General features: G+C 59.0%; 21 protein-coding genes and 1 pseudogene. 17 read left to right on the top strand and 5 right to left on the bottom strand.

Translation table 11 applies throughout. The annotated features are described in order from the left end of the window. Positions 1 to 62: 62 nt before the first annotated feature. Together OOT55_RS03680 and OOT55_RS03685 are read left to right on the top strand one after the other, a co-directional pair. On the top strand, positions 63 to 995 hold the full coding sequence (locus OOT55_RS03680; RefSeq protein ID WP_265367802.1) for a TIGR01777 family oxidoreductase: 933 nt from the start codon (positions 63 to 65) through the stop codon (positions 993 to 995). A 221-nt stretch (positions 996 to 1,216) separates the two neighbouring features. Next, positions 1,217 to 1,729 carry an Hsp20 family protein gene (locus OOT55_RS03685; RefSeq protein WP_265367803.1) on the top strand — a complete coding sequence of 171 codons (513 nt, stop codon included), beginning with the start codon at positions 1,217 to 1,219 and terminating at the stop codon, positions 1,727 to 1,729. An 85-nt stretch (positions 1,730 to 1,814) separates the two neighbouring features. On the opposite strand, the gene OOT55_RS03690 is transcribed toward OOT55_RS03685, so the two are convergent. Next, positions 1,815 to 2,825 carry a GlxA family transcriptional regulator gene (locus OOT55_RS03690; RefSeq protein WP_265367804.1) on the bottom strand — a complete coding sequence of 337 codons (1,011 nt, stop codon included), beginning with the start codon at positions 2,823 to 2,825 and terminating at the stop codon, positions 1,815 to 1,817. A gap of 162 nt (positions 2,826 to 2,987) precedes the next feature. Between OOT55_RS03690 and OOT55_RS03695 the strand changes: the two genes are divergently transcribed. The 10 genes from OOT55_RS03695 to recJ all read left to right on the top strand — a co-directional run bounded on the left by OOT55_RS03695 (position 2,988) and on the right by recJ (position 13,738). Next, positions 2,988 to 4,892 (top strand): beta-ketoacyl synthase, encoded by a 1,905-nt coding sequence (locus OOT55_RS03695; protein ID WP_265367805.1) that lies wholly within the window; start codon positions 2,988 to 2,990, stop codon positions 4,890 to 4,892. Between the two features lie 207 nt (positions 4,893 to 5,099). Further along, positions 5,100 to 5,351, top strand: a complete 252-nt coding sequence (gene rpsP / locus OOT55_RS03700) for a 30S ribosomal protein S16 (RefSeq protein WP_265367806.1) — start codon at positions 5,100 to 5,102, stop codon at positions 5,349 to 5,351. 17 nt (positions 5,352 to 5,368) lie between these two features. After that, positions 5,369 to 5,923 (top strand): ribosome maturation factor RimM, encoded by a 555-nt coding sequence (rimM, locus tag OOT55_RS03705; RefSeq protein ID WP_265367807.1) that lies wholly within the window; start codon positions 5,369 to 5,371, stop codon positions 5,921 to 5,923. Further along, the gene (gene trmD / locus OOT55_RS03710) at positions 5,920 to 6,735 is read left to right on the top strand and encodes a tRNA (guanosine(37)-N1)-methyltransferase TrmD (RefSeq protein ID WP_265367808.1); all 816 of its coding nucleotides are present in this window, start codon (positions 5,920 to 5,922) and stop codon (positions 6,733 to 6,735) included. The genes rimM and trmD overlap by 4 nt, the downstream gene beginning before the upstream one ends. Continuing rightward, positions 6,728 to 7,078, top strand: a complete 351-nt coding sequence (gene rplS, locus OOT55_RS03715) for a 50S ribosomal protein L19 (protein ID WP_024459910.1) — start codon at positions 6,728 to 6,730, stop codon at positions 7,076 to 7,078. Before trmD ends, rplS begins: the two co-directional genes overlap by 8 nt. Positions 7,079 to 7,230: 152 nt before the next feature. Next, positions 7,231 to 8,076, top strand: a complete 846-nt coding sequence (gene xerD / locus OOT55_RS03720; protein ID WP_416140992.1) for a site-specific tyrosine recombinase XerD — start codon at positions 7,231 to 7,233, stop codon at positions 8,074 to 8,076. Positions 8,077 to 8,122: 46 nt separating this feature from the next. Continuing rightward, complete coding sequence (locus OOT55_RS03725; RefSeq protein ID WP_265367810.1) at positions 8,123 to 8,881, top strand: DsbC family protein; 759 nt, start codon at positions 8,123 to 8,125, stop codon at positions 8,879 to 8,881. A 172-nt stretch (positions 8,882 to 9,053) separates the two neighbouring features. Continuing rightward, the gene (locus OOT55_RS03730) at positions 9,054 to 10,361 is read left to right on the top strand and encodes a homoserine dehydrogenase (RefSeq protein ID WP_265367811.1); all 1,308 of its coding nucleotides are present in this window, start codon (positions 9,054 to 9,056) and stop codon (positions 10,359 to 10,361) included. Further along, on the top strand, positions 10,358 to 11,755 hold the full coding sequence (thrC, locus tag OOT55_RS03735; RefSeq protein WP_265367812.1) for a threonine synthase: 1,398 nt from the start codon (positions 10,358 to 10,360) through the stop codon (positions 11,753 to 11,755). Before OOT55_RS03730 ends, thrC begins: the two co-directional genes overlap by 4 nt. Before the next feature lie 243 nt (positions 11,756 to 11,998). Beyond that, positions 11,999 to 13,738 (top strand): single-stranded-DNA-specific exonuclease RecJ, encoded by a 1,740-nt coding sequence (gene recJ, locus OOT55_RS03740; RefSeq protein WP_265367813.1) that lies wholly within the window; start codon positions 11,999 to 12,001, stop codon positions 13,736 to 13,738. Positions 13,739 to 13,778: 40 nt separating this feature from the next. Here the strand turns inward: recJ and OOT55_RS03745 are convergent. After that, positions 13,779 to 14,354: pseudogene (locus OOT55_RS03745) on the bottom strand (arylesterase); the annotation flags it as partial. Between the two features lie 180 nt (positions 14,355 to 14,534). On the opposite strand from OOT55_RS03745, the gene OOT55_RS03750 reads away from it, so the two are divergent. From OOT55_RS03750 to OOT55_RS03765, 4 genes are all read left to right on the top strand, one after another. Then, positions 14,535 to 15,236 (top strand): ABC transporter ATP-binding protein, encoded by a 702-nt coding sequence (locus OOT55_RS03750; protein WP_265367814.1) that lies wholly within the window; start codon positions 14,535 to 14,537, stop codon positions 15,234 to 15,236. Positions 15,237 to 15,240: 4 nt separating this feature from the next. Next, positions 15,241 to 17,706 (top strand): ABC transporter permease, encoded by a 2,466-nt coding sequence (locus OOT55_RS03755; RefSeq protein WP_265367815.1) that lies wholly within the window; start codon positions 15,241 to 15,243, stop codon positions 17,704 to 17,706. Between the two features lie 215 nt (positions 17,707 to 17,921). Continuing rightward, complete coding sequence (locus OOT55_RS03760; RefSeq protein WP_265367816.1) at positions 17,922 to 19,313, top strand: MATE family efflux transporter; 1,392 nt, start codon at positions 17,922 to 17,924, stop codon at positions 19,311 to 19,313. Positions 19,314 to 19,622: 309 nt separating this feature from the next. After that, a complete protein-coding gene (locus tag OOT55_RS03765) occupies positions 19,623 to 19,880 on the top strand; it encodes a DUF4404 family protein (RefSeq protein ID WP_265367817.1) in 258 nt (85 codons plus the stop codon). Between the two features lie 67 nt (positions 19,881 to 19,947). On the opposite strand, the gene OOT55_RS03770 is transcribed toward OOT55_RS03765, so the two are convergent. Continuing rightward, a complete protein-coding gene (locus OOT55_RS03770) occupies positions 19,948 to 20,178 on the bottom strand; it encodes a 4-diphosphocytidyl-2C-methyl-D-erythritol kinase (protein ID WP_265367818.1) in 231 nt (76 codons plus the stop codon). Positions 20,179 to 20,420: 242 nt separating this feature from the next. Here OOT55_RS03770 and cueR point away from each other — a divergent pair, with 242 nt between their 5' ends. Next, positions 20,421 to 20,825 carry a Cu(I)-responsive transcriptional regulator gene (gene cueR / locus OOT55_RS03775; protein WP_265367819.1) on the top strand — a complete coding sequence of 135 codons (405 nt, stop codon included), beginning with the start codon at positions 20,421 to 20,423 and terminating at the stop codon, positions 20,823 to 20,825. A 167-nt stretch (positions 20,826 to 20,992) separates the two neighbouring features. On the opposite strand, the gene OOT55_RS03780 is transcribed toward cueR, so the two are convergent. Both OOT55_RS03780 and OOT55_RS03785 read right to left on the bottom strand, forming a co-directional pair. Further along, positions 20,993 to 21,394: a GtrA family protein gene (locus OOT55_RS03780; protein ID WP_265367820.1), complete on the bottom strand. Its 402-nt coding sequence runs from the start codon at positions 21,392 to 21,394 to the stop codon at positions 20,993 to 20,995. Further along, complete coding sequence (locus OOT55_RS03785; protein ID WP_265367821.1) at positions 21,375 to 22,328, bottom strand: glycosyltransferase family 2 protein; 954 nt, start codon at positions 22,326 to 22,328, stop codon at positions 21,375 to 21,377. The genes OOT55_RS03780 and OOT55_RS03785 overlap by 20 nt, the downstream gene beginning before the upstream one ends. Positions 22,329 to 22,367: the final 39 nt, after the last annotated feature.

Below are 22,367 nucleotides of genomic sequence, written 5' to 3' on the forward strand. Positions count from 1 at the left end.
GACCTCATGTTCGGAGGTCGCTTGATAATCTGCACTACCTGTTATGACCCGGAGAACGGACTATGAACAGCACCGAAACTTCGCGCACCATCCTGTTGACGGGAGGTACCGGCTTCATTGGTGTGCCCTTGTGTCACGCATTGCAAGAGCGGGGCGATCATCCCGTGGTGCTCACCCGGGATACATTGCGGGCGGCTCGGATTCTGGGAACGGGCGTCAGCCTGGTGTCCGAGCTGGGCCAACTGCCTGACCGACCGGTGGATGCGGTGGTGAACCTGGCCGGCGAACCTCTGGCCAGTGGTCGTTGGAACGACCGTCGCAAAGAAGAGTTTCGACGCAGCCGCATTGGCACCACCGAAGCGTTACTGGCGCACTTTCAACAGCGTGGTACCTTCCCGACGCGTATGGTCAGCGGCAGTGCCATTGGTTTCTATGGTGATGGGGGTGACCGGCCGCTGACCGAGATGGATGGTAGCGGCACGGGGTTCGCCGCGCAGTTGTGCCGGGACTGGGAGGCAGTGGCGGAGCGCTTTGCCGATTCCGGTACCCGGGTCTGCCGGTTGCGGACCGGCATCGTGCTGGGCCCGAACGGCGGTGCCCTGCAATCCATGTTGTTGCCGTTCAAGTTGGGGCTGGGTGGGCGCCTGGGGTCTGGTCGCCAATGGATGTCCTGGATCCATCGGACGGATCTGGTACGTCTGATATTGCACTGTCTGGATCGGGGCACCTTGTCCGGACCGGTGAATGGGACCGCGCCGAACCCGGTCACCAATCGGTATTTCACCCGCTCTCTGGCGAAGGTTCTGCATCGCCCGGCGGTGTTTCCGGCGCCGGCGTTCATGCTGCGGGCCATAATGGCCGATATGGCGGACGAGTTGTTGTTGGTCAGCCAACGGGTGTTGCCGGAGGCGGCTCTGGAGTCGGGGTTTCAGTTTCATTATCCGGAGCTGGTGCCGGCGTTGGAGCAGATTCTTCGCAGACCCGACAGTCGATAAAAACCGGCGTAAAAATTTTTCTTCAGAGTCTTGAAAAAGCCCCGGGTGACCCTATTTTCTGAGTAAGCCCGCTCGAATGAGGGGCCCGTTCCCGGCACTGCCTGATCGGTGGTGTTTCCGGATGAGCAACACGCCGTTGTTCCCGGCCGGTAACGTTTATTGAACCTGACTTGATCATTGTGATGAGTCCCAGTAAATATTGCTCTGAAGAGGATATTGTTATGCGTAGCTTTGATTTTTCTCCCCTGTACCGTTCTGCCATTGGTTTTGATCGTATGGCCAGTCTGCTGGATACGTTGAGCCGCAGTGAGCAGAATCAACCGAGTTACCCCCCGTACAACATTGAGTTGACCGGTGAGGACCAGTACCGGATTACCATGGCGGTCGCCGGGTTTGACCGCTCGGAATTGAACATTGAGGTCAACCAGAACAACCTGACGATTTCGGCCAATAAAGCGCCTGAACAGGAAGAGCGGCAGTACCTGCATCAGGGCATTGCGGCGCGCAATTTCGAGCGTCGGTTCCAGTTGGCTGATCATGTGGAAGTGAAAGCCGCGACCTTTGAAAATGGTCTGCTACACATTGACCTGAAGCGGGAAATTCCCGAGGCAATGAAACCGCGCACGATTGAAATTGATGATGGACAGAGTCCGTCATTGAAGGACAAGCGCGACGTCAAGTCTGTCACCCACGATGCGGAATCGAAAGGCAACGACGATTCCAAAGCCGCTTAAACGGCAGTTGACCCAAAAACCGGCGAACCCATTCGCCGGTTTTTTTATGCCCGGGTGTCCCGACGATGCAGAGATGGTTTTCCCATCACTCCGCGCTGAACAGTTTCGCCCGGACGGTGGCCCGGTATTCCCTCGGCGTAATCGCCAGCTGCTTTTTGAACAGTGTTGTAAAGTAACCCGTGTCCTGATAGCCCACTTTATCAGCGATTTCGGCGATCGTGAGGTTGCTGGTTTTCAATAAGTCCCGGGCGTTGTTGATCCGGATTTCCTGGAGGTACTCCAGGGGCGTTTGCCCGGTCGCCGCTTTGAAACGACGGTTCAGGGTGCGCGTGCTGAGTCCAAAACGCTGTGCCACCTGTGACAGGGCAACCTCCCGGGGGTAATTGTCCTGTAGCCACAGTTGTACCTGAATGATTTCCTCGTCGGGGTGGCGGCTGTGGGCTTCTTCGAAATAGCCGCTGCTCTCGTATGACCGACGGATTTCATGGGAAAAATGACGCTCCACATGACTGGCGATGCGCTTGTTGTAAAGGCGCTGAATAAAGTGCACCGTCAGGTCGGCCAGAGAGTTGACGCTCGCGGCACAGTAAAGGTTACCTGCCTGAGTGATGAAGTATTGCCGCTTGAGATCGACGCCGGGGTAGTCGCGCTGGAACTGGTCGAAGTAGTGCCAGTGTGTGGTGGCCGGCTTGCCATTCAGCAGCCCGGCTTCCGCCAGAAAGCAGCACCCGGTGCCGACCGCGCTGATCAATGCGCCGTTCTGATATTGCTCCCGAAGCCAGTCCAGTACTTCTGGTTGGCGTCGGATGATGGGGCGGGGATTGCGCCAGAAGCCGGGCACATAGACCAGATCCGGTGTGGGGGCGTCGGCCAGGGCATGGTCGGGGGTCCAGCGCAAACCGGATCGGGTCGCGGCCGGCTCACCCCGGGCCGAGACAGTGCTCAGCAACAGTCTGCTTCGCGGTGTGCCGCGATCCCTCTGGCTGGCACTCTCGGCGGTCAGCAGCATTTCCATGGGCAAGGTGGCACTGGTTGCCAGCATGTTGTCGCTGAGCAAAAACGCAATCTGGATGGCTTCGCCGGCATTTTGGGGCATAAAATGAGGTCTCCTCGACAGTTTGGCCAAAATACCACAAGTTTTGGCGAAAACAACCATGACAATTGGCATCCAGAACAATACACTTTCCAGCTATTCAGACACTCATGTGTCCTCAGTCTACGGACCTGTCGCTGTCGTTGAATTCAATGGGAGTCACCTATGTCATCACTGCCGGTTATTGTGGGGTTTGGCGGTTTCAATGCCGCCGGTCGAAGCTCGGGTCATCATGCTTATCGGCGGATGATCATCGAAAGCTTGCCCACGGAAGAGCGGCAGGAAACCCTGGCGGGCCTCGCCGTGCTGATGGGGCTGGTGAGTTACGAGGATAACGCCTACCGCGACGCCGATGACCGCCCTTACGAATTGGCCGATATTGAGCGCCAGTTCGGTCCGGCCATTCTCGAAGGCACGCTGATCCGCCGAATCGATCCGACGTTCTTTGACGTCGATGCGGCTCATTGGCAAAAAAGTGCCAATCTGAGTGGTGGCGAGGCGCCCATGAGTTTTGAACTCTCCGAGCGTGACCTCCCGGAGCCACTGCCCTCAGACTGGCAAGTGCAGGCGCTGGATGACCGTCGCGTCAGAGTGACGTTGGCGGGGACGCTGGAAGTGAAGTGGGACAGCTTCCGGGCCTTGCCGGTCAAATCTGCGGGGCAGTTGCCCAGGGGATTTGACCCCGGCTCGCTGTACAACTCCCGCTTTCATCCGCGGGCCCTGCAACTGACGGTCATTGGTGCCTCGGATGCGATTCAGTCGGTGGGAGTGCCCTGGGCGGACATTGCCAATGCGGTGCGTCCCGACCAGGTGAGCGTCTACGCCAGTAACGTCATGAGCCAGATGGATGAGGCGGGCTTCGGCGGCTTGCTGCAGGCACGCCTGAAGGGCGGCCGGGTGAGTACCAAGCAGTGCCCACTGGGTCTGAACAGCATGCCGGCGGATTTCGTCAACGCCTACATTATTGGCAGCGTCGGTCAGACCGGGGCGATTGCCGGCGCTTGTGCCTCATTCCTGTATAACCTGCGCGCGGCGGTGGAAGACATTACCGCCGGGCGCTGCCGGGTGGCGGTAGTGGGTAATGCCGAGGCGCCCATTACCCCGGAAATCATTGATGGTTACGCCACCATGGGTGCCCTGGCGGCGGAAGATAAACTGAAGAAAATAGATGGGGCCGATACGACAGACCCCCGTCGGACCAGCCGTCCGTTTGGAGAGAACTGCGGTTTCACCATTGCCGAGTCCAGCCAGTACGTGGTGTTGATGGATGATGCGCTGGCGTTTGAACTCGGGGCGGATATTCACGGCGCGGTCAACGACGTTTTCATTAACGCGGACGGTTTCAAGAAGTCGATTTCAGCGCCGGGGCCGGGTAACTACATTACGATGGCCAAAGCAGTGGCGTCCGCTCGTGCCATTCTGGGTGAAGAGTCCGTGCAGAAGCGCTCCATGGTGCAGGCCCACGGCTCCAGTACTCCCCAGAATCGGGTGACCGAGTCGGAAATTTTCCATCGGGTGGCCGAAGTATTTGGTATTACGGACTGGCCGATTGCCGCCGTAAAGGCCTATGTCGGCCACTCCTTGTCCGCCGCCAGCGGCGAGCAGTTGATCAACAGTCTCGGGGTGTTCCGCTATGGCTTCGTGCCGGGTATCAAGACCATCGACAAAGTGGCGGATGATGTGTTCTCCGAGCGGTTGATCCTCCCGCTGGAAGACCTGGATCGCCGGGAAAACCCTCTGGATGTGGCTTTCCTCAATTCGAAAGGGTTCGGCGGTAACAATGCGACCGCCAGCGTGCTGGCCCCCCGGGTCGTGGAACCGATGCTGCGTCGGCGCTATGGTGACGCCGCTTTCCAGGACTACGAACGGCGTCGGGAGGCGGTTCGGGAGCAGGCGAGGGCCTACGATGGCCAGGCTCTGAAGGGGCAGTTCGATACGCTGTATCACTTTGGTCAGAACATGATCGATGAGAGTGAAATTGAACTCGGCAGCGAGGAGCTGCGCTTACCGGGTATGGCGCAAAGTATCGATCTGAACTTCCCCAACCGTTACGCCGATATGACCGACTGACCGGTTTGGTGGCACCGGGCGGGTCATCAGTGGCCAGGCCGGTGCCGCGAAGCCATGCAAATGGGGGGATCTTTGGCCACTTCGGCCTATACAAAGCCGATTCTTTCCCTTAAAATACCGCGCCTTTCGCACCCTGTGTGTGATTGGGTCTTTTCACCGGGTGTCGGTAAGTGCCGGCCCCAACTGGAAAATATAGGAAAATCCTCAATGGTAACTATTCGTCTGTCACGTGGCGGCTCCAAAAAGCGTCCTTTTTACCACCTGTCCGTAACCGACAGCCGCAGCGCCCGTAATGGCCGTTACATCGAACGCGTTGGTTTCTTCAACCCGATCGCTCGCGGTCAGGAAGAGCGTCTGCGCATCGATAACGAGCGTGTCGAGTACTGGGTGGGCCAGGGCGCGCAGTTGAGCGACCGCGTTGCCAGCCTGCTGAAAGAGCAGAAGAAGCAAGCCGCCTGAGCGAAGCGCGCTTGACGATGGCTGACGCCCGAACCCGCAACAAGGGGTCAAACCTGATTGACGTCGGGCGTATCACGGCCGTATTTGGCATTCAGGGGTGGGTAAAAATTCACTCCTATACCGAGCCACAGGAGAACCTGTTCGGCTACGGCCCTTGGTGGTTGAAGACCGCCCGGGGGGTAAAAGCGGTAGAAATTGACGACAGTCGTCCTCACGGTAAAGGGTTTGTCGCGCACATCAAGGGCGTAGACGACCGCGATGAGGCCGCCCTCTATACCGGGGTGACCATTGCGGTGGAAAAGCAGCTGCTCCCGGAACTGGAGGGTGACGACTATTACTGGCACCAGTTGCAGGGCCTTCGGGTCGTCAGCCACTGGGGTGGTCAGGAGCAGGACCTGGGTACCGTGACGCGACTGCTGGAAACCGGCGCGAATGACGTGTTGGTGGTGCAGGGCGATGCCCAGAGCATTGACCAGAGCGAGCGGCTGATTCCCTATGTGCCCGAACAGTTTGTACGCCGGGTGGACCTGGCGGCAGAGCGTATCGAGGTGGACTGGGATCCGGAGTTTTGAACGAAGCGCCTGAAACACAGCCGGTACGATTGGCGGTGGTCAGTCTGTTTCCGGACATGATGCAGGCGGTGACCGGCTACGGTGTGACCGGACGGGCGGTCAAGCAGGGCCTGATCGACGTGCAGTGTTGGAATCCCCGGGAGTTTACCCGGGATAAGCACCGCACCGTAGACGATCGGCCCTACGGTGGTGGCCCCGGCATGGTGATGATGGTGGAGCCACTGCGCGACGCCATTGCGGCCGCCAAGGCATGGGCCGGTCAGGAAGCGCCGGTGATTTATCTGTCGCCACAGGGGCGCCCGCTGGATCAGTCCGGCGTAGAGACTCTGGCCGGTTATGGCCCGATGGTGCTGGTGGCCGGACGCTATGAAGGAATTGATGAACGGTTGCTGGAGACGGTGATCGATCAGGAGTGGTCCATTGGCGACTACGTTCTGAGCGGCGGGGAGTTGCCCGCCATGGTGGTGATAGACGCGGTGACCCGCCTGATTCCGGGGGCGTTGGGTCACGCCCAGTCGGCAGAGCAGGACTCCTTTACCAAAGGCCTGCTGGACTGCCCACACTACACCCGCCCGGAAAATTTTGAAGGGCATGAGGTCCCGGAAGTGCTACTGTCCGGTGACCACGAAAGAATTCGGCGCTGGCGCCTGAAACAGGCGCTGGGGCGGACCTGGCAGAAACGGCCAGACTTGCTAAAAGCAATTAACCTAACCGAGGAACAGCATGCGCTGTTGACGGACTTTCGTCGGGACCTTGAAGCACTTAACTCTAGCTGTGAAGCTACAGACTCTCAGGAGACTAGGCATGACTAACAAGATCATTCAGGCGCTCGACGCCGAACAGATGAAACAGGATGTACCGGAATTCGCCCCGGGCGACACCGTGGTGGTACAGGTAAAGGTAACGGAAGGTAACCGCGAGCGTCTGCAGGCGTTTGAAGGTGTGGTTATCGGTAAGCGTAACCGTGGCCTGAACTCGGCGTTCACCGTGCGTAAGGTGTCCCACGGTGTGGGCGTTGAGCGTACTTTCCAGGTGCACAGCCGTCAGGTTGACAGCATCCAGGTGAAGCGTAAGGGTGATGTTCGCCAGGCGAAGCTGTACTACCTGCGCGATCTGACCGGCAAGGCGGCTCGCATCAAGGAAAAGCTGTCCTGAGCGATACGCTGATCCGTTCGAAAAAAACCGGGGCCTTGGCTCCGGTTTTTTTATGCTATTCTCGCTCAAATGCCGAAACCTGACTGACGATTACTGTGATCCTACCCGCCCAAGAGAGTCAAACGCTCGAGCAATACCTCGATGCCATCTGGATGGAAAAAGGCCTCAGTGAGAATACTCTGGGTTCCTATCGGCGCGACCTTGAGGCCTTTGCGCAGTGGCTGGTCGAGCAGGGCAGGGGGTTGATGACGCTGGATGCCATCGCCGTCTACGACTATCTCGCGTATCGCCATAAAAAAGGTTATTCCAGTCGTTCCACCGCCCGTTTTCTCTCGTGCGCCCGTGGATTTTATCGCCACCAGATTCGCGAAGGGCGGCTGGAGGAGAACCCCCTGGCCCTCGTGGATAATCCGAAACTGCCCAGGTCTCTGCCCAAATCCCTGACCGAAACCGATGTCGAGCGACTGTTGTTGGCGCCGGATCTCGAAGATCCAGTGGGCTTTCGCGACCGTACCATGCTCGAGGTCCTCTACGCCTGTGGTCTGAGGGTCAGTGAGCTGGTGGGGCTCACCCTGGCGCAGGTCAACCTGCGTCAGGGCGTGGTCAGGGTCATGGGCAAGGGCAGTAAGGAGCGACTGGTGCCCCTGGGAGAGGAGGCCATCGACTGGATCTCCCGGTATCTGCAGGAAGCGAGACCTGTGCTCTTGCATAATGTGCCCAGTGAAGTACTCTTCCCCAGTACTCGCGCCCGGGAGATGACTCGCCAGACTTTTTGGCACAGAATTAAACATTGGGCGCTGGTGGCGGGCATTGATAAGCCCCTGTCGCCCCATACCTTGCGGCATGCCTTTGCGACCCATTTGCTGAACCATGGGGCGGATTTGCGGGTCGTACAGTTGTTGCTGGGCCACAGTGATTTGTCCACTACCCAGATATACACCCATGTCGCCCGGGCGCGGATGCAGGAGCAGCATCGCCAGCATCACCCGCGGGGATGACGCGTCGGGGTCGTTGAATACTTTGAATTTGTGACAGGAAAACATTATGTTGAAGCAAGTGGCGGTTGGTCTGATGGTCCTGATGGGTGTCGTGACGGCACAGGCTCAGGAGATGTCCACCGAGGATCGTATTTTGAAAGCCCTCTCCGAGGCGCGTCCCGATTTTGAGTTTACCGACGTGCGCCCGTCCCCCATTGAAGGCCTGTATCAGGCGCGTGTGGTCGGCGGACCGGTGCTTTATGTTTCCCCCGATGCGCAATTGATGATCGCCGGTGATATGTTCACCATTGAGCCCGGTGGCTTTGGACGCTATGAAGATCCGGCGGTGGTCGAAAAGCGCAAGCAGCTTGCCGCTCAGCTGGATAAAGAAGACACCATCGCCTTCGCCCCGGAAGGGGAGAGCAAGGCGGTAGTGTATGTATTCACCGACGTTGACTGCGGTTATTGTCGCCGGCTGCACAGCCAGATGACCGCCTATCAGGACGGTGGTGAAACCAAGCCTGGCTACAATGATCTGGGCATCGAAATTCGTTACCTGGCCTATCCTCGGGCCGGTGTGGGCAGTCCCTCCGCCCAAAAGCTGGAAACCGCCTGGTGTGCGGACGATCAGCAGGCCGTACTGGATCGCCTGAAAAACCTCCAGTCAGTGGAGAACAAAGCCTGTGACAATGACCCGGTGGCTGAGCACTACCGCCTCGGTGGCGAGTTCGGTGTGAACGGAACCCCCGCTCTGGTGCTGCCCAACGGGACGGTTCAGCCCGGGTATGTACCACCGGCGCAACTCGCCCAGATTCTCGGGCTCTGACGGCCCCATCCCTGTCGCCAATTGACACCTCGCGAGCGGCCCAGTAAGGTTGCTCGCCCGCGCCTCGCTCCGGGGCGCGCATTCCAGTAGAATAGCCGGTCTCGCTCGCCCGCACCCAGCGTTGGCGGGCGTCACCTTTTACCAGCAGGGCTCATTTTTGGGGGAGAGAAGTTTGAAACCGGTCAAAATAGGTATCTGTGGCCTCGGCACCGTAGGCAGCGGCACGGTCAATGTCCTTCATCGCAACAGTCGGGTGATCAACGCCCGCGCCGGGTGTGACATTGTTATTGGCCAGGTCGCCTGTCGTCGTGACGATGTGGACTGCGACATCTCAGGGCTCAATGTCACTCGCGATATCTTTGACGTCGCCACCAATCCGGACATCGACATTCTGGTCGAGCTGATCGGCGGGATTGATGTGGCCCGGGAGCTGATTCTGAAAGCTATTGAGCACGGCAAGCATGTGGTTACCGCCAACAAGGCCCTGATCGCGGAGCACGGCAACGAGATTTTTGCCGCCGCCAATGAAAAAGGCGTTACGGTTGCATTCGAAGCAGCGGTGGCCGGTGGTATCCCCATCATCAAGGCCATCCGCGAAGGCCTGTCTGCCAACAAGATCGAGTGGCTGGCGGGGATCATCAACGGCACCGGCAATTTCATTCTCACCGAAATGCGCGACAAGGGCCGCGGCTTTTCCGAAGTGCTGGAAGAGGCCCAGGAGCTGGGCTACGCCGAAGCCGATCCGACCTTTGATGTCGAGGGCATCGACGCCGCGCACAAGCTGGTGATTCTGGCCTCCATTGCTTTCGGTATTCCCCTGCAGTTCGACAAAGTATTCACCGAAGGCATCAGCCGTATTGCCCCCCAGGACGTCCAGTACGCCCAGGAGCTGGGTTACCGGATCAAACATCTGGGGATTGCCCAGAAAGGGCCCAAGGGCATTGAGCTGCGCGTGCATCCGACCCTGATTCCCCAGAAGCGCCTGATTGCCAATGTAGATGGCGTGATGAACGCTGTGTTGGTCAAGGGCGACGCCGTTGGCCCGACCCTGTATTACGGCGCCGGTGCGGGTGCCGAGCCCACAGCCTCGGCGGTGTTGGCAGATATCGTCGATGTCGCACGTACTCTGACCGCCGATCCCGAGCATCGGGTTCCCTACCTCGGCTTCCAGCAGGAACAGCTGCGCAGCGAACTGGAAATCGTGCCCATCGAAGAGGTGGAGACCGCGTACTATCTGCGCATGTCGGCTCTGGATAAACCCGGGGTACTGTCTCAGGTCGCGCAAATTCTGAGTGACTCCGGCATCAGCATCGAAGCCCTGATCCAGAAGGAAGCCGCAGACGAAGAAGAAATCGTCCCCTTGATCCTGTTGACCAACCGGGCTGTGGAAAAGCAACTGGTGGAGGCGATCATCAAGATCGAATCCCTGAGCTCCATCACCGGCCCGATTACCCGCATCCGTGTGGAGCCATTGAAGTGAAATACATCAGCACTCGGGGTCAGGCCCCGGCCCTCGATTTTGAAGACGTAGTCCTGACCGGGTTGGCGCCGGATGGCGGCCTTTATGTTCCGGAAACGCTGCCGGAATTCAGCCGGGAAGAAATTGCCTCCTGGGCGGGCCTCTCCTACGAACAACTCGCGTTCAAGATCATGGCGCCGTTCGTCTCGGGCGCCGTGTCCGATGAGGAACTCAAGCAGATTATCAGTGAGGCTTACAGCAGCTTCCGTCACGACGCGATTGCGCCTCTGGTGCAGACGGCGCACAACGAATGGATTCTGGAACTGTTCCAGGGCCCGACCCTGGCGTTCAAGGACTTCGCCCTGCAGTTCCTCGGCCATCTGCTCGATCACCTGCTGAAAAAACGCCAGCAGAAAGTGGTGGTGATGGGAGCGACCTCCGGTGATACCGGTTCGGCGGCGATTGAAGGCTGCCGTCGTTGCGACAACATCGATATTTATATTCTGCACCCCTACAAGCGGGTATCGGATGTACAGCGCCGGCAGATGACCACCGTGCTGGAAGACAACGTGCATAACATTGCGTTGGAAGGCAATTTTGACGATTGCCAGAATATGGTGAAAGCCAGTTTCGGCGATCAGTCATTTCTGCCCGAAGATCGCCAACTGGTGGCGGTCAACTCGATCAACTGGGCGCGTATCATGGCCCAGATCGTTTACTACTTTTACGCGGGCCTGGCGTTGGGCGCACCGGCACGTCCGATCTCTTTCTCGGTGCCTACCGGTAACTTCGGCGATATTTTTGCCGGTTATCTGGCCAAGCGCATGGGACTGCCGATCGATCAGTTGGTGATCGCCACCAACAGCAACGATATTCTGCATCGTTGTCTGAGCGGCAATGATCACAGCAAACAGCCGCTCCAGCATACGCTGTCGCCGAGTATGGATATCATGGTGTCCAGTAACTTTGAGCGTATGTTGTTTGATCTGTACGACCGCGACGGGAACAAGATTCGCGCTCTGATGGAGGACTTCAAGTCTGGCGCCATGCATCTGGATGAGTCGGCGCTGTCGAAGGCGCGTGAGCTGTTCAGCAGTTACAAGGTGGATGATGATGTGATGCTGGAGGTGATTCGCGATGTGTTTGAGCGCACTGAATACCTGCTGGATCCGCATACGGCGATCGGTTTGAAAGCGGCCCGCGAAACGCGCCGTCGTCAGGATATTCCGATGGTCTGCCTGGCCACGGCCCATCCGGCGAAGTTTCCGGAGGCGGTGCGCAAGGCCGGTCAGGATGCCGATCCGGCCCTGCCACACCACATGGCGGATCTGTTCCAGCGTGAAGAGCGCTACGAAGTATTGGCCAACGACATCGGCACCGTGCAGTCCTACATCGCCAAAAATCTGAAAGCGTAGGGCGCCAAGCGGCCCGGATTGAGTGCAGTGAGTTCCTCACGCCCGGGCCGGAAAGGGGAAGCCCTTTCAAGACACGCCGTAAACCCATCCCTGGGGGCTCGACGCGCGGAGTCCCTCCGCTTACGGTCTTGAAAGGGCTTCCCCTTCCCGTCCCTCCGTGCCAAGGATCGCGTAGGGCGGATAAGCCGAAGGCGCATCCGCCGTAACCAAAGCCGAATCCCTCTATTTTCACCGACGGACCTCATGCAAAAAACCATCCTCCGCCGTACCGCCCCCGAACAGGCCCCGGACACGCCACTGGCCGGTGACCTGCCACCCTTGCTGGATCGGTTGTATCGCCTCCGTGGCGTTTCCCGCGCCGAGGAGCTCTCTCACAAACTCCAACACCTGCACAAGCCCACCTTCAAAGGTCTGCCTGAAGCCGTGGCGTTGTTGGCCGATGCCGTCGAAGCCCAGGCCAATGTGTTGATCGTGGGCGACTTCGATGCCGATGGCGCCACCAGCTCGGCGCTGGCGGTGATGGCACTGCAGGCCATGGGTCTGTCGAGTGTGGATTTTCTGGTGCCCAACCGGTTTGAGTACGGTTATGGGCTGACGCCGGAGATCGTGGAAGTGGCGGCGGCGATGGCGCCGGATGTCATTGTGACGGTGGATAACGGTATTTCCAGTGTCGAGGGCGTGCGCGCGGCGCAGGCGCATGGCATCGCGGTGGTGGTGACCGACCATCACCTGCCCGGGGACGAGCTGCCACCCGCGGAGGCGATTGTGAACCCCAATCAGCCGGGTTGTCCCTTTCCCAGTAAAAACCTGGCGGGCGTGGGTGTGATTTTTTATGTGATGAATGGTCTGCGGACGGAGTTGCGTCAGCGTGGCTGGTTTGCCCAGGGCCAGCCCGAGCCCAATATGGCGAACTTTCTGGATCTGGTGGCGCTGGGCACCGTGGCGGATGTGGTGCCGCTCGATCACAATAACCGGATTCTGGTCTCCCAGGGGCTGCAGCGGATTCGGGCCGGTGTGGCGCGTCCGGGCATCATCGCGCTGCTGGATGTGGCCGGGCGACAGATGCATCGGCTGGTGGCCAGTGATCTGGGCTTTGCCATTGGCCCGCGCCTGAACGCAGCGGGGCGGTTGGACGATATTTCGGTGGGCATTCAGTGTCTGATGTGTGACAGCGATGAACTGGCCCGGGAAATGGCGTTGACATTGGATGAGCTCAACCGCGACCGCAAGGCGATTGAAGGCGGCATGCAGAAAGAAGCGGTGGCCATGCTCAATCGGTTGCAGTTGGATGAAGAAAATCAGGCCCTGCCCTGGGGGCTCTGCCTGTACGATGGCAATTGGCATCAGGGCGTGATCGGTATTCTGGCTTCGCGTATCAAGGATCGTCTGCACCGCCCGGTGATCGTATTCGCCGACGCGGGAGACGGGGAGATCAAAGGCTCGGCCCGTTCCATCCCCGGTTTGCATATCCGCGATGCGCTGGATGCCGTGGCGGCACGCCACCCACACTTGTTGAACAAGTTCGGCGGCCACGCCATGGCGGCGGGTATGACGCTCTCAAGGGAGAATTTCGACGCGTTTCAACAGGCCTTCGATGACGAAGTGAAGCGCCAGTTACAGCCGGAAGATCTTCAGCCGGTGTTGATCAGTGACGGCAATCTGACACCCGCGGAAGTGAATCTTGAACTGGCCAGTCTGCTGCGCAATGCGGGCCCCTGGGGACAGCACTTTCCCGAACCCTTGTTCGATGGGGAGTTTGCTCTGGCTCAGCAGCGTCTGGTGGGAGAGAAACATCTGAAGATGACGTTGGCTCTGGACTCACAGGGGCAACATCTGGTGGACGCCATTGCGTTCAATATTGATCCTGAGCTGTGGCCGAATCCCTCGGTGCAACGTGTGCGCCTGGCGTATCGGTTGGATGTGAATGAGTTTCGCGGGCGTCAATCGGTGCAGCTGATGGTGGAGTATCTGGAGCCGGCGTGAGCACCTTGCGTAGGGTGGGCCACACATTTTCCAGAATCTTTGGCTGCGCCTCGGCATTGGGGTGAATACCATCCCGCTGCATCAACTCATCTTTCGTGGCGACGCCTTCGAGCATAAACGCCACCAGCGGCACACTTTCTTCCTGGGCCAATTGCGGATACACGGCCGTAAACTGGTCGGTATAGCGCGGACCGTAATTGGGGGGAATCTGCATGCCCAGCAGCAACACCTCCGCCCCCTGTTCCCGGCTCAATTGAATCATGGCCGTGAGATTGTCCGCCAGATCGCTGAGCGGGTAACCGCGTAAGCCATCATTGCCACCCAGCTCCAGAATCACCCATTCCGGGTTGTGTTCTCTCAGCAGCCGGGGAAGGCGCTTCAGCCCCCCCTCGCTGGTTTCACCGCTGACGCTGGCGTTTACGACGGTATGGGGGTAGCCTTCGCGCTCAAGCTGCTCGTCGAGCAGGTTGACCCAGCCTTCTTCCTCATCAATGCCGTAGGCGGCACTCAGGCTGTCGCCCAACACAAGGATGCGGGGGGATTCGGCCCATGCCGCGGAGGCGAGCGCGAGCAGCAGGGCGAGGGAGATACAGTGCAGTGTGCGGTGTAACGTCATGGGTGGTTCCGGCTGAGTGGGTGGACACAGATGCAATCATAACCTCTGAGGGGCTCACACTGCATAGGTACGCTGATCGGGTGACCAGAGGTCACCGTAAAGAATTGTGAACCGTTTTGACACCCTCTCGTAACCAAGGTGCAATAGGTCACTCTGTTTTTTGACGAACCAGGACATTTCATGACTTCCAGGGCACTGGTACAGGCCAACGGCGTTGGCAAGGTGGTTTCAACCGCAGAAGGGCAACTGACCATTCTGCACCGCATTTCCCTTTCGGTGGCGGAGGGCGAAAGTGTGGCAATCACCGGCCCCTCGGGCTCCGGCAAGTCAACGCTGCTGGGTATTCTGGCGGGGCTGGATCTGCCGAGTTTCGGTGAGGTGCAACTGTGTGGCCAGACGCTGACGGCGCTGGACGAGGAGGGGCGGGCAAGGGTCCGGGCCGAGTCCGTCGGTTTTGTGTTCCAGTCGTTCCAACTGCTGCCGGGCCTGACCGCGCTGGAGAACGTCATGCTGCCCATGGAGCTGCACGGCATGAAGAATGCGCGCAGCCGTGCCCAGGACTATCTGGCCCGGGTCGGGTTGGCCGAGCGTCTGACCCATTACCCGCAACAGCTCTCCGGCGGTGAGCAGCAGCGGGTGGCGGTGGCGCGGGCCTTTGCCAGTCAGCCCAAGGTGCTGTTTGCCGATGAACCCACGGGCAACCTGGATATCCACACCGGTGCCAGAATCATCGACCTGTTGTTTGAACTGAATCGCGAACAGGGCACCACCCTGATTCTGATTACCCACGAAGAGCGCCTGGCCCAGCGCTGTGGTCGTCGCGTTCACCTGGTGGCCGGTTCTCTCGAGCCGGAAATCGACCCCGTGCCAGAGGAGGCCTGAGCCAATGCTGGCGGCAAGATTACTCTGGCGCAATTGGCGCAGCGGGGAAGTGCGACTGTTGAGCATCGCCCTGGTGATGGCCGTGATGGTGGTCAGTGCCATTGCCATTTTTACCGATCGGCTTGAAGCCACTCTGGTACAGCAAAGCAACAACCTGCTGGGGGCGGATCGGGTGGTCCGGGCATCCCAACCCCATGATCCGGCCTGGGCGGAGGAAGCCGATGAACGCGATCTTCAGCAGTCCCGCCTGGTGGAGTTTTCCTCCATGGTGTACCGGGGTGACGAAATGCACCTGGCCTCCATCAAGGCGGTGGACGAGGGCTACCCGCTGCGTGGTGTGGTTGAAACCACCGATCAACCCTGGACCACCGCACCCCCGGAGGTAGCCACTGGCATCCCGGCGCCGGGTGAAGCCTGGGTGGACGCGCGCATGCTGCCCCTGCTGGGCATTGAGCTGGGTGATACCTTTGGTGTCGGTGAAGCGGAGTTGGTGGCCAGCCGTGTTCTGGTGCGCCAACCCGATGGTGCCAGTTCCATTTTCATGACCGGTGGCCGGGTCCTGATGAACCTTCAGGACCTGCCGGCGACCCGCGTGGTGCAACCGGGCAGCCGGGTGAGCTACCAATGGCTGTTGGCCGCCGATCGGCCCGCTGATCTGGAAGGTTTTTTAGCCTGGCTGGAACCGCAACTGACCGACCACTATCGGGTGGTGGACATTGAATCCTCCCAACGCAATCTGGCTGAGACTCTGGATCGCGGCAAACAGTTTCTGCTGTTGGCCGCCGTGGTGGGCGTTCTATTGGCCGGGGTTGCCATCGGGCTGGCGGCGCGCCAGTTTGCCGATCGTCATGTGGATCAGGTCGCTCTGATGAAAAGCCTCGGAGCGGGCAGCCAGCGTATTCGGAACCTCTACTTCAGTCAACTGATACTCCTGTCACTGGTGGCCTCGGTCTTCGGTGTCGGCCTTGGGGAAGGCTTCCAGCAGTTGGTCGCTTACGGCCTGTCGAGCTTTTTTGCCCTGAACCTGGCCCAACCGGGTTGGCTGGCCTATGTGTTAAGTGTGTTGAGTGGTCTGGTGTGCCTGGTGTTCTTCGCTTTGCCGGCCCTGTGGTTCCTGCCCAAGGTGCCGCCCCTGAAAATTCTGCGTCGGGAGTTGAGTGTCGATAAAGTCCAGGTCTGGACTCAGGTCGTACTGGCGCTCTTGGCCGTGGTGTTGCTGGTGGTACTGTTCAGCCGGGATTGGGCACTGGCGGCAAGTGTGGTCGCGGCACTGCTGGTGGTGGTTGTGGTGACCGCCATCCTCGGCCTTGGACTGCTGCACCTGAGCCGCAAACTCACCACCGGGGCCAGTAGCGTCTGGCGCCTGGCGGTGGCCAATCTGCAGCGCCGGCGCGGGCACAGCCTGGTGCAGATGGTGATCTTTTCGGTGGCGATCATGCTGCTGATCACCCTGACCGTGGTGCGCACCTCGCTGATACAGGATTGGCAAGCGCAGTTGCCGGAGGATGCGCCCAACCACTTCCTGGTCAATGTGGCGCCCGAAGACGTCGAGCCGGTACAGGCCATGCTGGACAGTGAATCCGTGGACCGGCAACCCTTGTATCCCATGGTGAGGGGTCGCCTGACGCACATCAATGAGCAGGAAAAGTCTCGGGAACGGCTGAACCGCGAAGCCAACCTGACCTGGACCGACACCCTGGCGGAAGACAATGAGGTCGTGGCCGGGCAGTGGTGGGACCAGTGGTCCGGTGGCGAGCTACCCGGTGTCTCGGTGGAGCAGGAGCTGGCCGGTGAGCTGGGCATTGAGCTGGGGGATACCTTGCGGTTTTCGATCGGCGGACTGACACTGGAAGCCGAGGTGGCCAGTTTGCGGACGCTGGACTGGCGTTCCATGAACCCGAATTTTTTCTTCATTTTTGAGCCCGGTGCGCTGGATGATTTTTCGGCGACTTACATTACCAGTGCCTATGTCTCGGCGAGCCAGAAATCATTGATCAACGATCTGATGCGCGAATACCCCACCATTCTGTTGATCGAGCTGGATCGGGTATTCGAGCAGATCCGCTCGATTGTCACCCAGGTGACCAAGGGCATTCAGTTGGTTCTGGTGCTGACGGTAATCGGCGGCATTCTGGTACTTCTGGCCGCGGTAACGACCAGCCTGGATGCACGCAAGCAGGAGGCGGGTCTGCTGCGCGCACTGGGCAGTCCGCGCCGGTTGGTGGTGGGCAGTGTCTGGGCGGAGTTTTCAATTCTCGGTGGTCTGTCGGGGTTGATAGCGGTGCTCGGTTCGGAGGCACTGTTGATGAGTCTGCAGCATTTCGTCCTGGAAATCCCCATCCGGCCGCATTACCTTTTCTGGGTGTTGGGCCCGATCCTGGGCGCCGCTTTCGTCGGCGTCCTGGGCGCCCTGAGCTGCCGCAGCGTGGTCACCACCCCACCCGCCGTAGTATTGCGCGAAGCGGCGTAGGGGGGGGATTGTTTTATTGCGGGACTTCGACTTGAGTGCTGCGGTTGGGTATACCCTTGTGAGACACGCCGTGAATACATCCCTGTAGGCTCATCACCCGCCGTCCAGGCGGGTGACGGTCTCACAAGGGTATTCCCCCTTCTTGGTCCGGCCGTGATGAACCTACGCCGCTTTACATAAACGCTTAACTATCTACACCGCAACGAGGCCCATTCTTGAGTCATCAACCAAAAAGTCGCGTTCTGGACAAAGGCCTTTGGGGCATGAGTGCACCCATGCTGGTGGATCAGGCGGTGACCTTTACCATTCCGCTCACCGACATGTTCTTCCTGAGCCGGATCTCCGACAGCGCCGCGGCCGCCGTCGGCGCCATATCGCCCCTGGTATTCGCCGGTAACACCCTGCTCATGGTCACCGCCTTTGCCGGCTCCAGCATCGCCAGCCAGCGCATCGGGGCTGACAAATACGACACCGCCAACGCCACCATCATGGCCTATGTGTTGCTGATCATGGGTCTGGCGGTGCTCACGGCACTGGCCATCAACACCGGCGGCGCTTACGTTGCCAGTTGGATGCCCCTGTCCGATACCGTGGAAGGCCATGCGGTAACCTACCTGGGCATCATCGGCTGGATGGTGGCCATCTGGGGCCTGCGAGCGTCTTACCAGACGATCCTCAACGTGTACGGCGAACCCAAATGGAACACCATCAGCAACTTCATCTTCTTCGGTGCCAACATCCTGGGCAACAGCATTGTCGTATTCGGGCTGTTTGGCGTCCCCAAGATGGGCGTGGACGGCGTGGCCATGGCCAGCGTTGCGGCGATCTTCTGCAGCTTTGTGTTCACCTTCAGTATCGTTCACCTCAAGCTCCGCCTGCGGCTGCCCCTGCGGCAGGGGGTTCGGGAGTTCCGGTCGCTGATCAAGCCGGTACTGCGGATTGCCGCACCGGCGAGCCTGGAGCCGGTGTCGTTCAATATGTACATGATCATGTTGAACTGGATTGTCGCCGGGGTGGGGGACATGGCGTTGAAGGTCAAGGTGTATGCCTTCAATACCTTTCTGTTCTGCCTGATGATTTCGGTCGCCCTGAGCATGGCCACGGAGGTGATTATTGCGCAGCGGGTAGGGCGCAACGAGTTTGCCGAGGCGGACCGGCAGATGCGTCACAGTGTGAAGGTGGCGATCTGGGGGACGGGCGCGCTGGCGTTGCTGTGGGTGGTGTTCAATCAGCAGATGCTGGGAATTTATACCGATGACCCGGCGATTCTGGCGTTCGGCTTTTGGGTGTTTGTATTGGCGTTTTTGTCGGAGCCGGCCCGCACGGTGAATATTGTGATGGGAGCGGCGTTGCGTTCGACGGGGGATGCGGCGTTTATTTCCTATTCGACGATTGCGGTGATTTGGTTGTTTTCAGTACCCTTGGCGTATGTGCTGACGATTACGTTGGGTTGGGGAATTTACGGGGTGATGTCGGCGGCGATTGTGGATGAGTCGGTGCGGGCGGTGATCAAGTGGTGGCGTTGGCGCAAGGGCCACTGGAAGGAGTATGGCGTCGCGGCCCGGGAAGCCCGAGAGGCCAAACGCCGAAACTTAATGAATCAGTAGGGTCTATAATTAGTTGTGTGGAGCCGAGTAGAGGTTCCGGCCCGTCAAGGTGGATAGTGTTTGGAGACCCGCCGTAAACCCATCCCTGGGGGCTTCACGTCGGCATCCATGCCTTCGAGAGTCTCCAAACACTATCCACCTTGACGAGCCTCCGTGCCACAATCCATGCTCCGCTGGTAAGAAAGTGTTTGTAGGGTGGAGCTGAGTGCAGCGTTATGGTTCGTCATCCACCACTAAGCACGCAAGGTAGAGTCGAATACAACATTCCAAAGTCAGCGAACCAAGTTAACCCCCAAAAACGAGGTCTTTATGCCCCAGGAAAAAGCCAGAAGTCTGATTACCCAGTTGCATGAGATGTATGGCAACGAGGAACCCAGTGAGCAGCAGAAGCATCTGATGGAGCAGTTGGAGTTACACACCCATCCGAAGGGGGCGAAGGATCAGTACGGTGAGCCGGTGCCGCTGGATACTCTGGAGTTGTTGGTCGAGGAGATGGCGGCTGAGCATCCGCGTACGGCGGCGGTGATGCGGGAGCTTTTGGAGACGCTCAAGAATATTGGTGTCTGAGTCGGTTTCGGCAGGCAGGTTGCGTGCAACGCGCAACCTGCCGCTTATTGATTGCCTTGGCCTTGAGTCAGACGGCCCATGCGAAGGCGACGCCGGCGCGCTCTAGGTAGATGTACTCGGTTTTCTCTGTGGCCGGGTGGCAGGGGTGGCGGAAGTGGTGGTGGTCTTTGGTTGACCCCATGTACTCCCAGGCCTGGCCGGCGAATTCACAGATCGGATCGCCCTGATTCAGGCGGTCTTCCGCAAGTTGATCCCACATGGTTTCCCACTCGGGACTGGTCATACTCAGGTATTCCATGGCGGCCACTCCGGCTCGGTGTTTAATGTCTAATCTAGACTTTTCATTCTATTTGTCAAATATAATTTGTAAGTCTTTGATGCAGATAGCAAAAATGCCGTTTAAGTGTGCGCCTTGTCACACTGTTTACCGGGACGTTTCTGGCCGATATTGATCAATAAGTAGTCAGGCGCCACTTAAAAGGTTATAGTTAGTGTAATCTTTGCTGGCCAATCGGCCGGTAGCTTGTGGGAGGTGGATGGATGAATATCGGTCAAGCGGCGGAGCGGAGCGGATTGAATCCGAAAACCATCCGCTATTATGAGAGTATTGGGTTGGTGCTTCCGCATCGGGCGAGCAATGGTTATCGGGATTACCGGCTGGTGGATGTGGAGCAGCTCCAGTTTTTGCAGCGTGCCCGGGCGGTGGGGTTCACGTTGGATGAATGCCGGGAATTGCTCGATCTTTACCGGGATCCTCACCGCCGCAGTGCGGAGGTCAAGGCACTGGTGTTGGAGCGGGTGGCTCAGGTGGATGAGCAACTGGCCCGGTTGGAGGCGATGCGGGATACCCTGGTGACCATGGCGAAGCACTGCGCCGGGGATGATAACGCGGAATGTGCGATCATTGATTCTCTGGCCCAGCCAATGCCCTTTAAGCTTGTTTAGCGTCCGGACCGTGAAGGGGAACTCCTTTCAAGACACGCCGTGAACCCGGTCCCCTTCGCGCTCCCTGCGCTTCGGGACACTTCCCACATCCATGTGGGGCGTCCATAGGGGCTCGACGCGCGGAGTCCCTCCGCTTACGGTCTTGAAAGGAGTTCCCCTTCACGGTCCTAAGTGCCACTGGCAGCTGATCCGGGGCGATAGACCCAGAACTTATTGAGGATAAAAGAGACTACCGGCACGGATATGACTACGATGCTCAGGGTGATTCGATGGGGGAGCGACGTGCCGGTCTCTAGTGCCCAGAGAAGTATTTCGCTGGAGAGGAAAGTGGAGACCGAGGCGATCACGAAGCGTTGCAGGGTCGAGCGGGTCAGCGTCACCCGGAAGGTCAGCCAGCCATGGCCGTAGAAGGACACGGTCATGGCGGTCACATAGCCCAGCAGGTTGGCGGCATACAGGTTGAGGCCCAGTCCCTCATGGCTGCCCAGGGCCATCAGGTAGTGGGTCAGGGTCGCGGCGACGCCAACAATCCCGAAGCAGACCAGCTGTCTAAGCAGTCTGATCGTCATCGAAGCCCCACTTGGCCGCCACCAGATAGATGGGTCGGTTTTTCACTTCCTTGTAAATTCGGCCCACGTACTCTCCAAGCAGCCCCAGAAAGAACAACTGGATGCCCCCCAGAAACAGAATGACCACCATGGTGGACGCATAGCCCGGAACATCGACCCCGGTGGTCAGGGTTTTAATAATGACCACCACGGCGAAGACAAAGGCGCAGAATGAAACGATCAGGCCCAGGTAGGTGCCCACCCGGATGGGAAAGGTGCTGAAAGAGGTGATGCCGCTCAGGGCAAAATTCCACAGGCGCCAGTAGTTGAATTTGCTCTCTCCCTGGGCGCGTTCTTGCCGGTCGAATTCAATGACCGTGTGCCGGAAGCCGGGCCAGCAGAACAGACCCTTCATAAACCGGTCTTTTTCCGGGAGAAGTTTGATGGCATCCACCGCCTTGCGGTCCATCAGACGGAAATCCCCGACGTTTTCGGGAATATGGATTTCACTCATTTTGTTGAACAGACGATAAAACCACTGGGCGGTTTTGCGCTTCATCAGGCTGTCGGCCTTGCGGGAGGCGCGTTTGGCGTAGACCACTTCGTATTCGCCGGTGAGCCATTTTTCCACCATCTGGCCGATCAGTTCCGGCGGGTCCTGCAGGTCGGCGTCAATCGGCAGTACGGCATCACCGCGGGCAAAGTCCAGTGCGGCGGTCATCGCCGCCTCCTTGCCGAAATTACGGGTGAGTGCGAGCACCTTGATTCGCGGGTTGCGTTCGGCGTGAGAGCGCAGGCGCAGGAGTGTGTCGTCGGCGGAGCCATCGTCCACACAGATGATTTCATAATCAACCGGGACGTTTTCCAGTGACCGCTCCAGGGTCCGGAAAAAGTGGTCAATTCCGCCCGATTCGTTGTACATGGGCGTGAGTATCGACAGTAGTGGATGGTTCATGCCGGTCGCTCCGGGTTGGTTCAAAGCCGCAGGGCTCTG

It is taken from the genome of Marinimicrobium sp. C6131 (genome assembly GCF_026153455.1).
Taxonomy (GTDB): domain Bacteria; phylum Pseudomonadota; class Gammaproteobacteria; order Pseudomonadales; family Cellvibrionaceae; genus Marinimicrobium.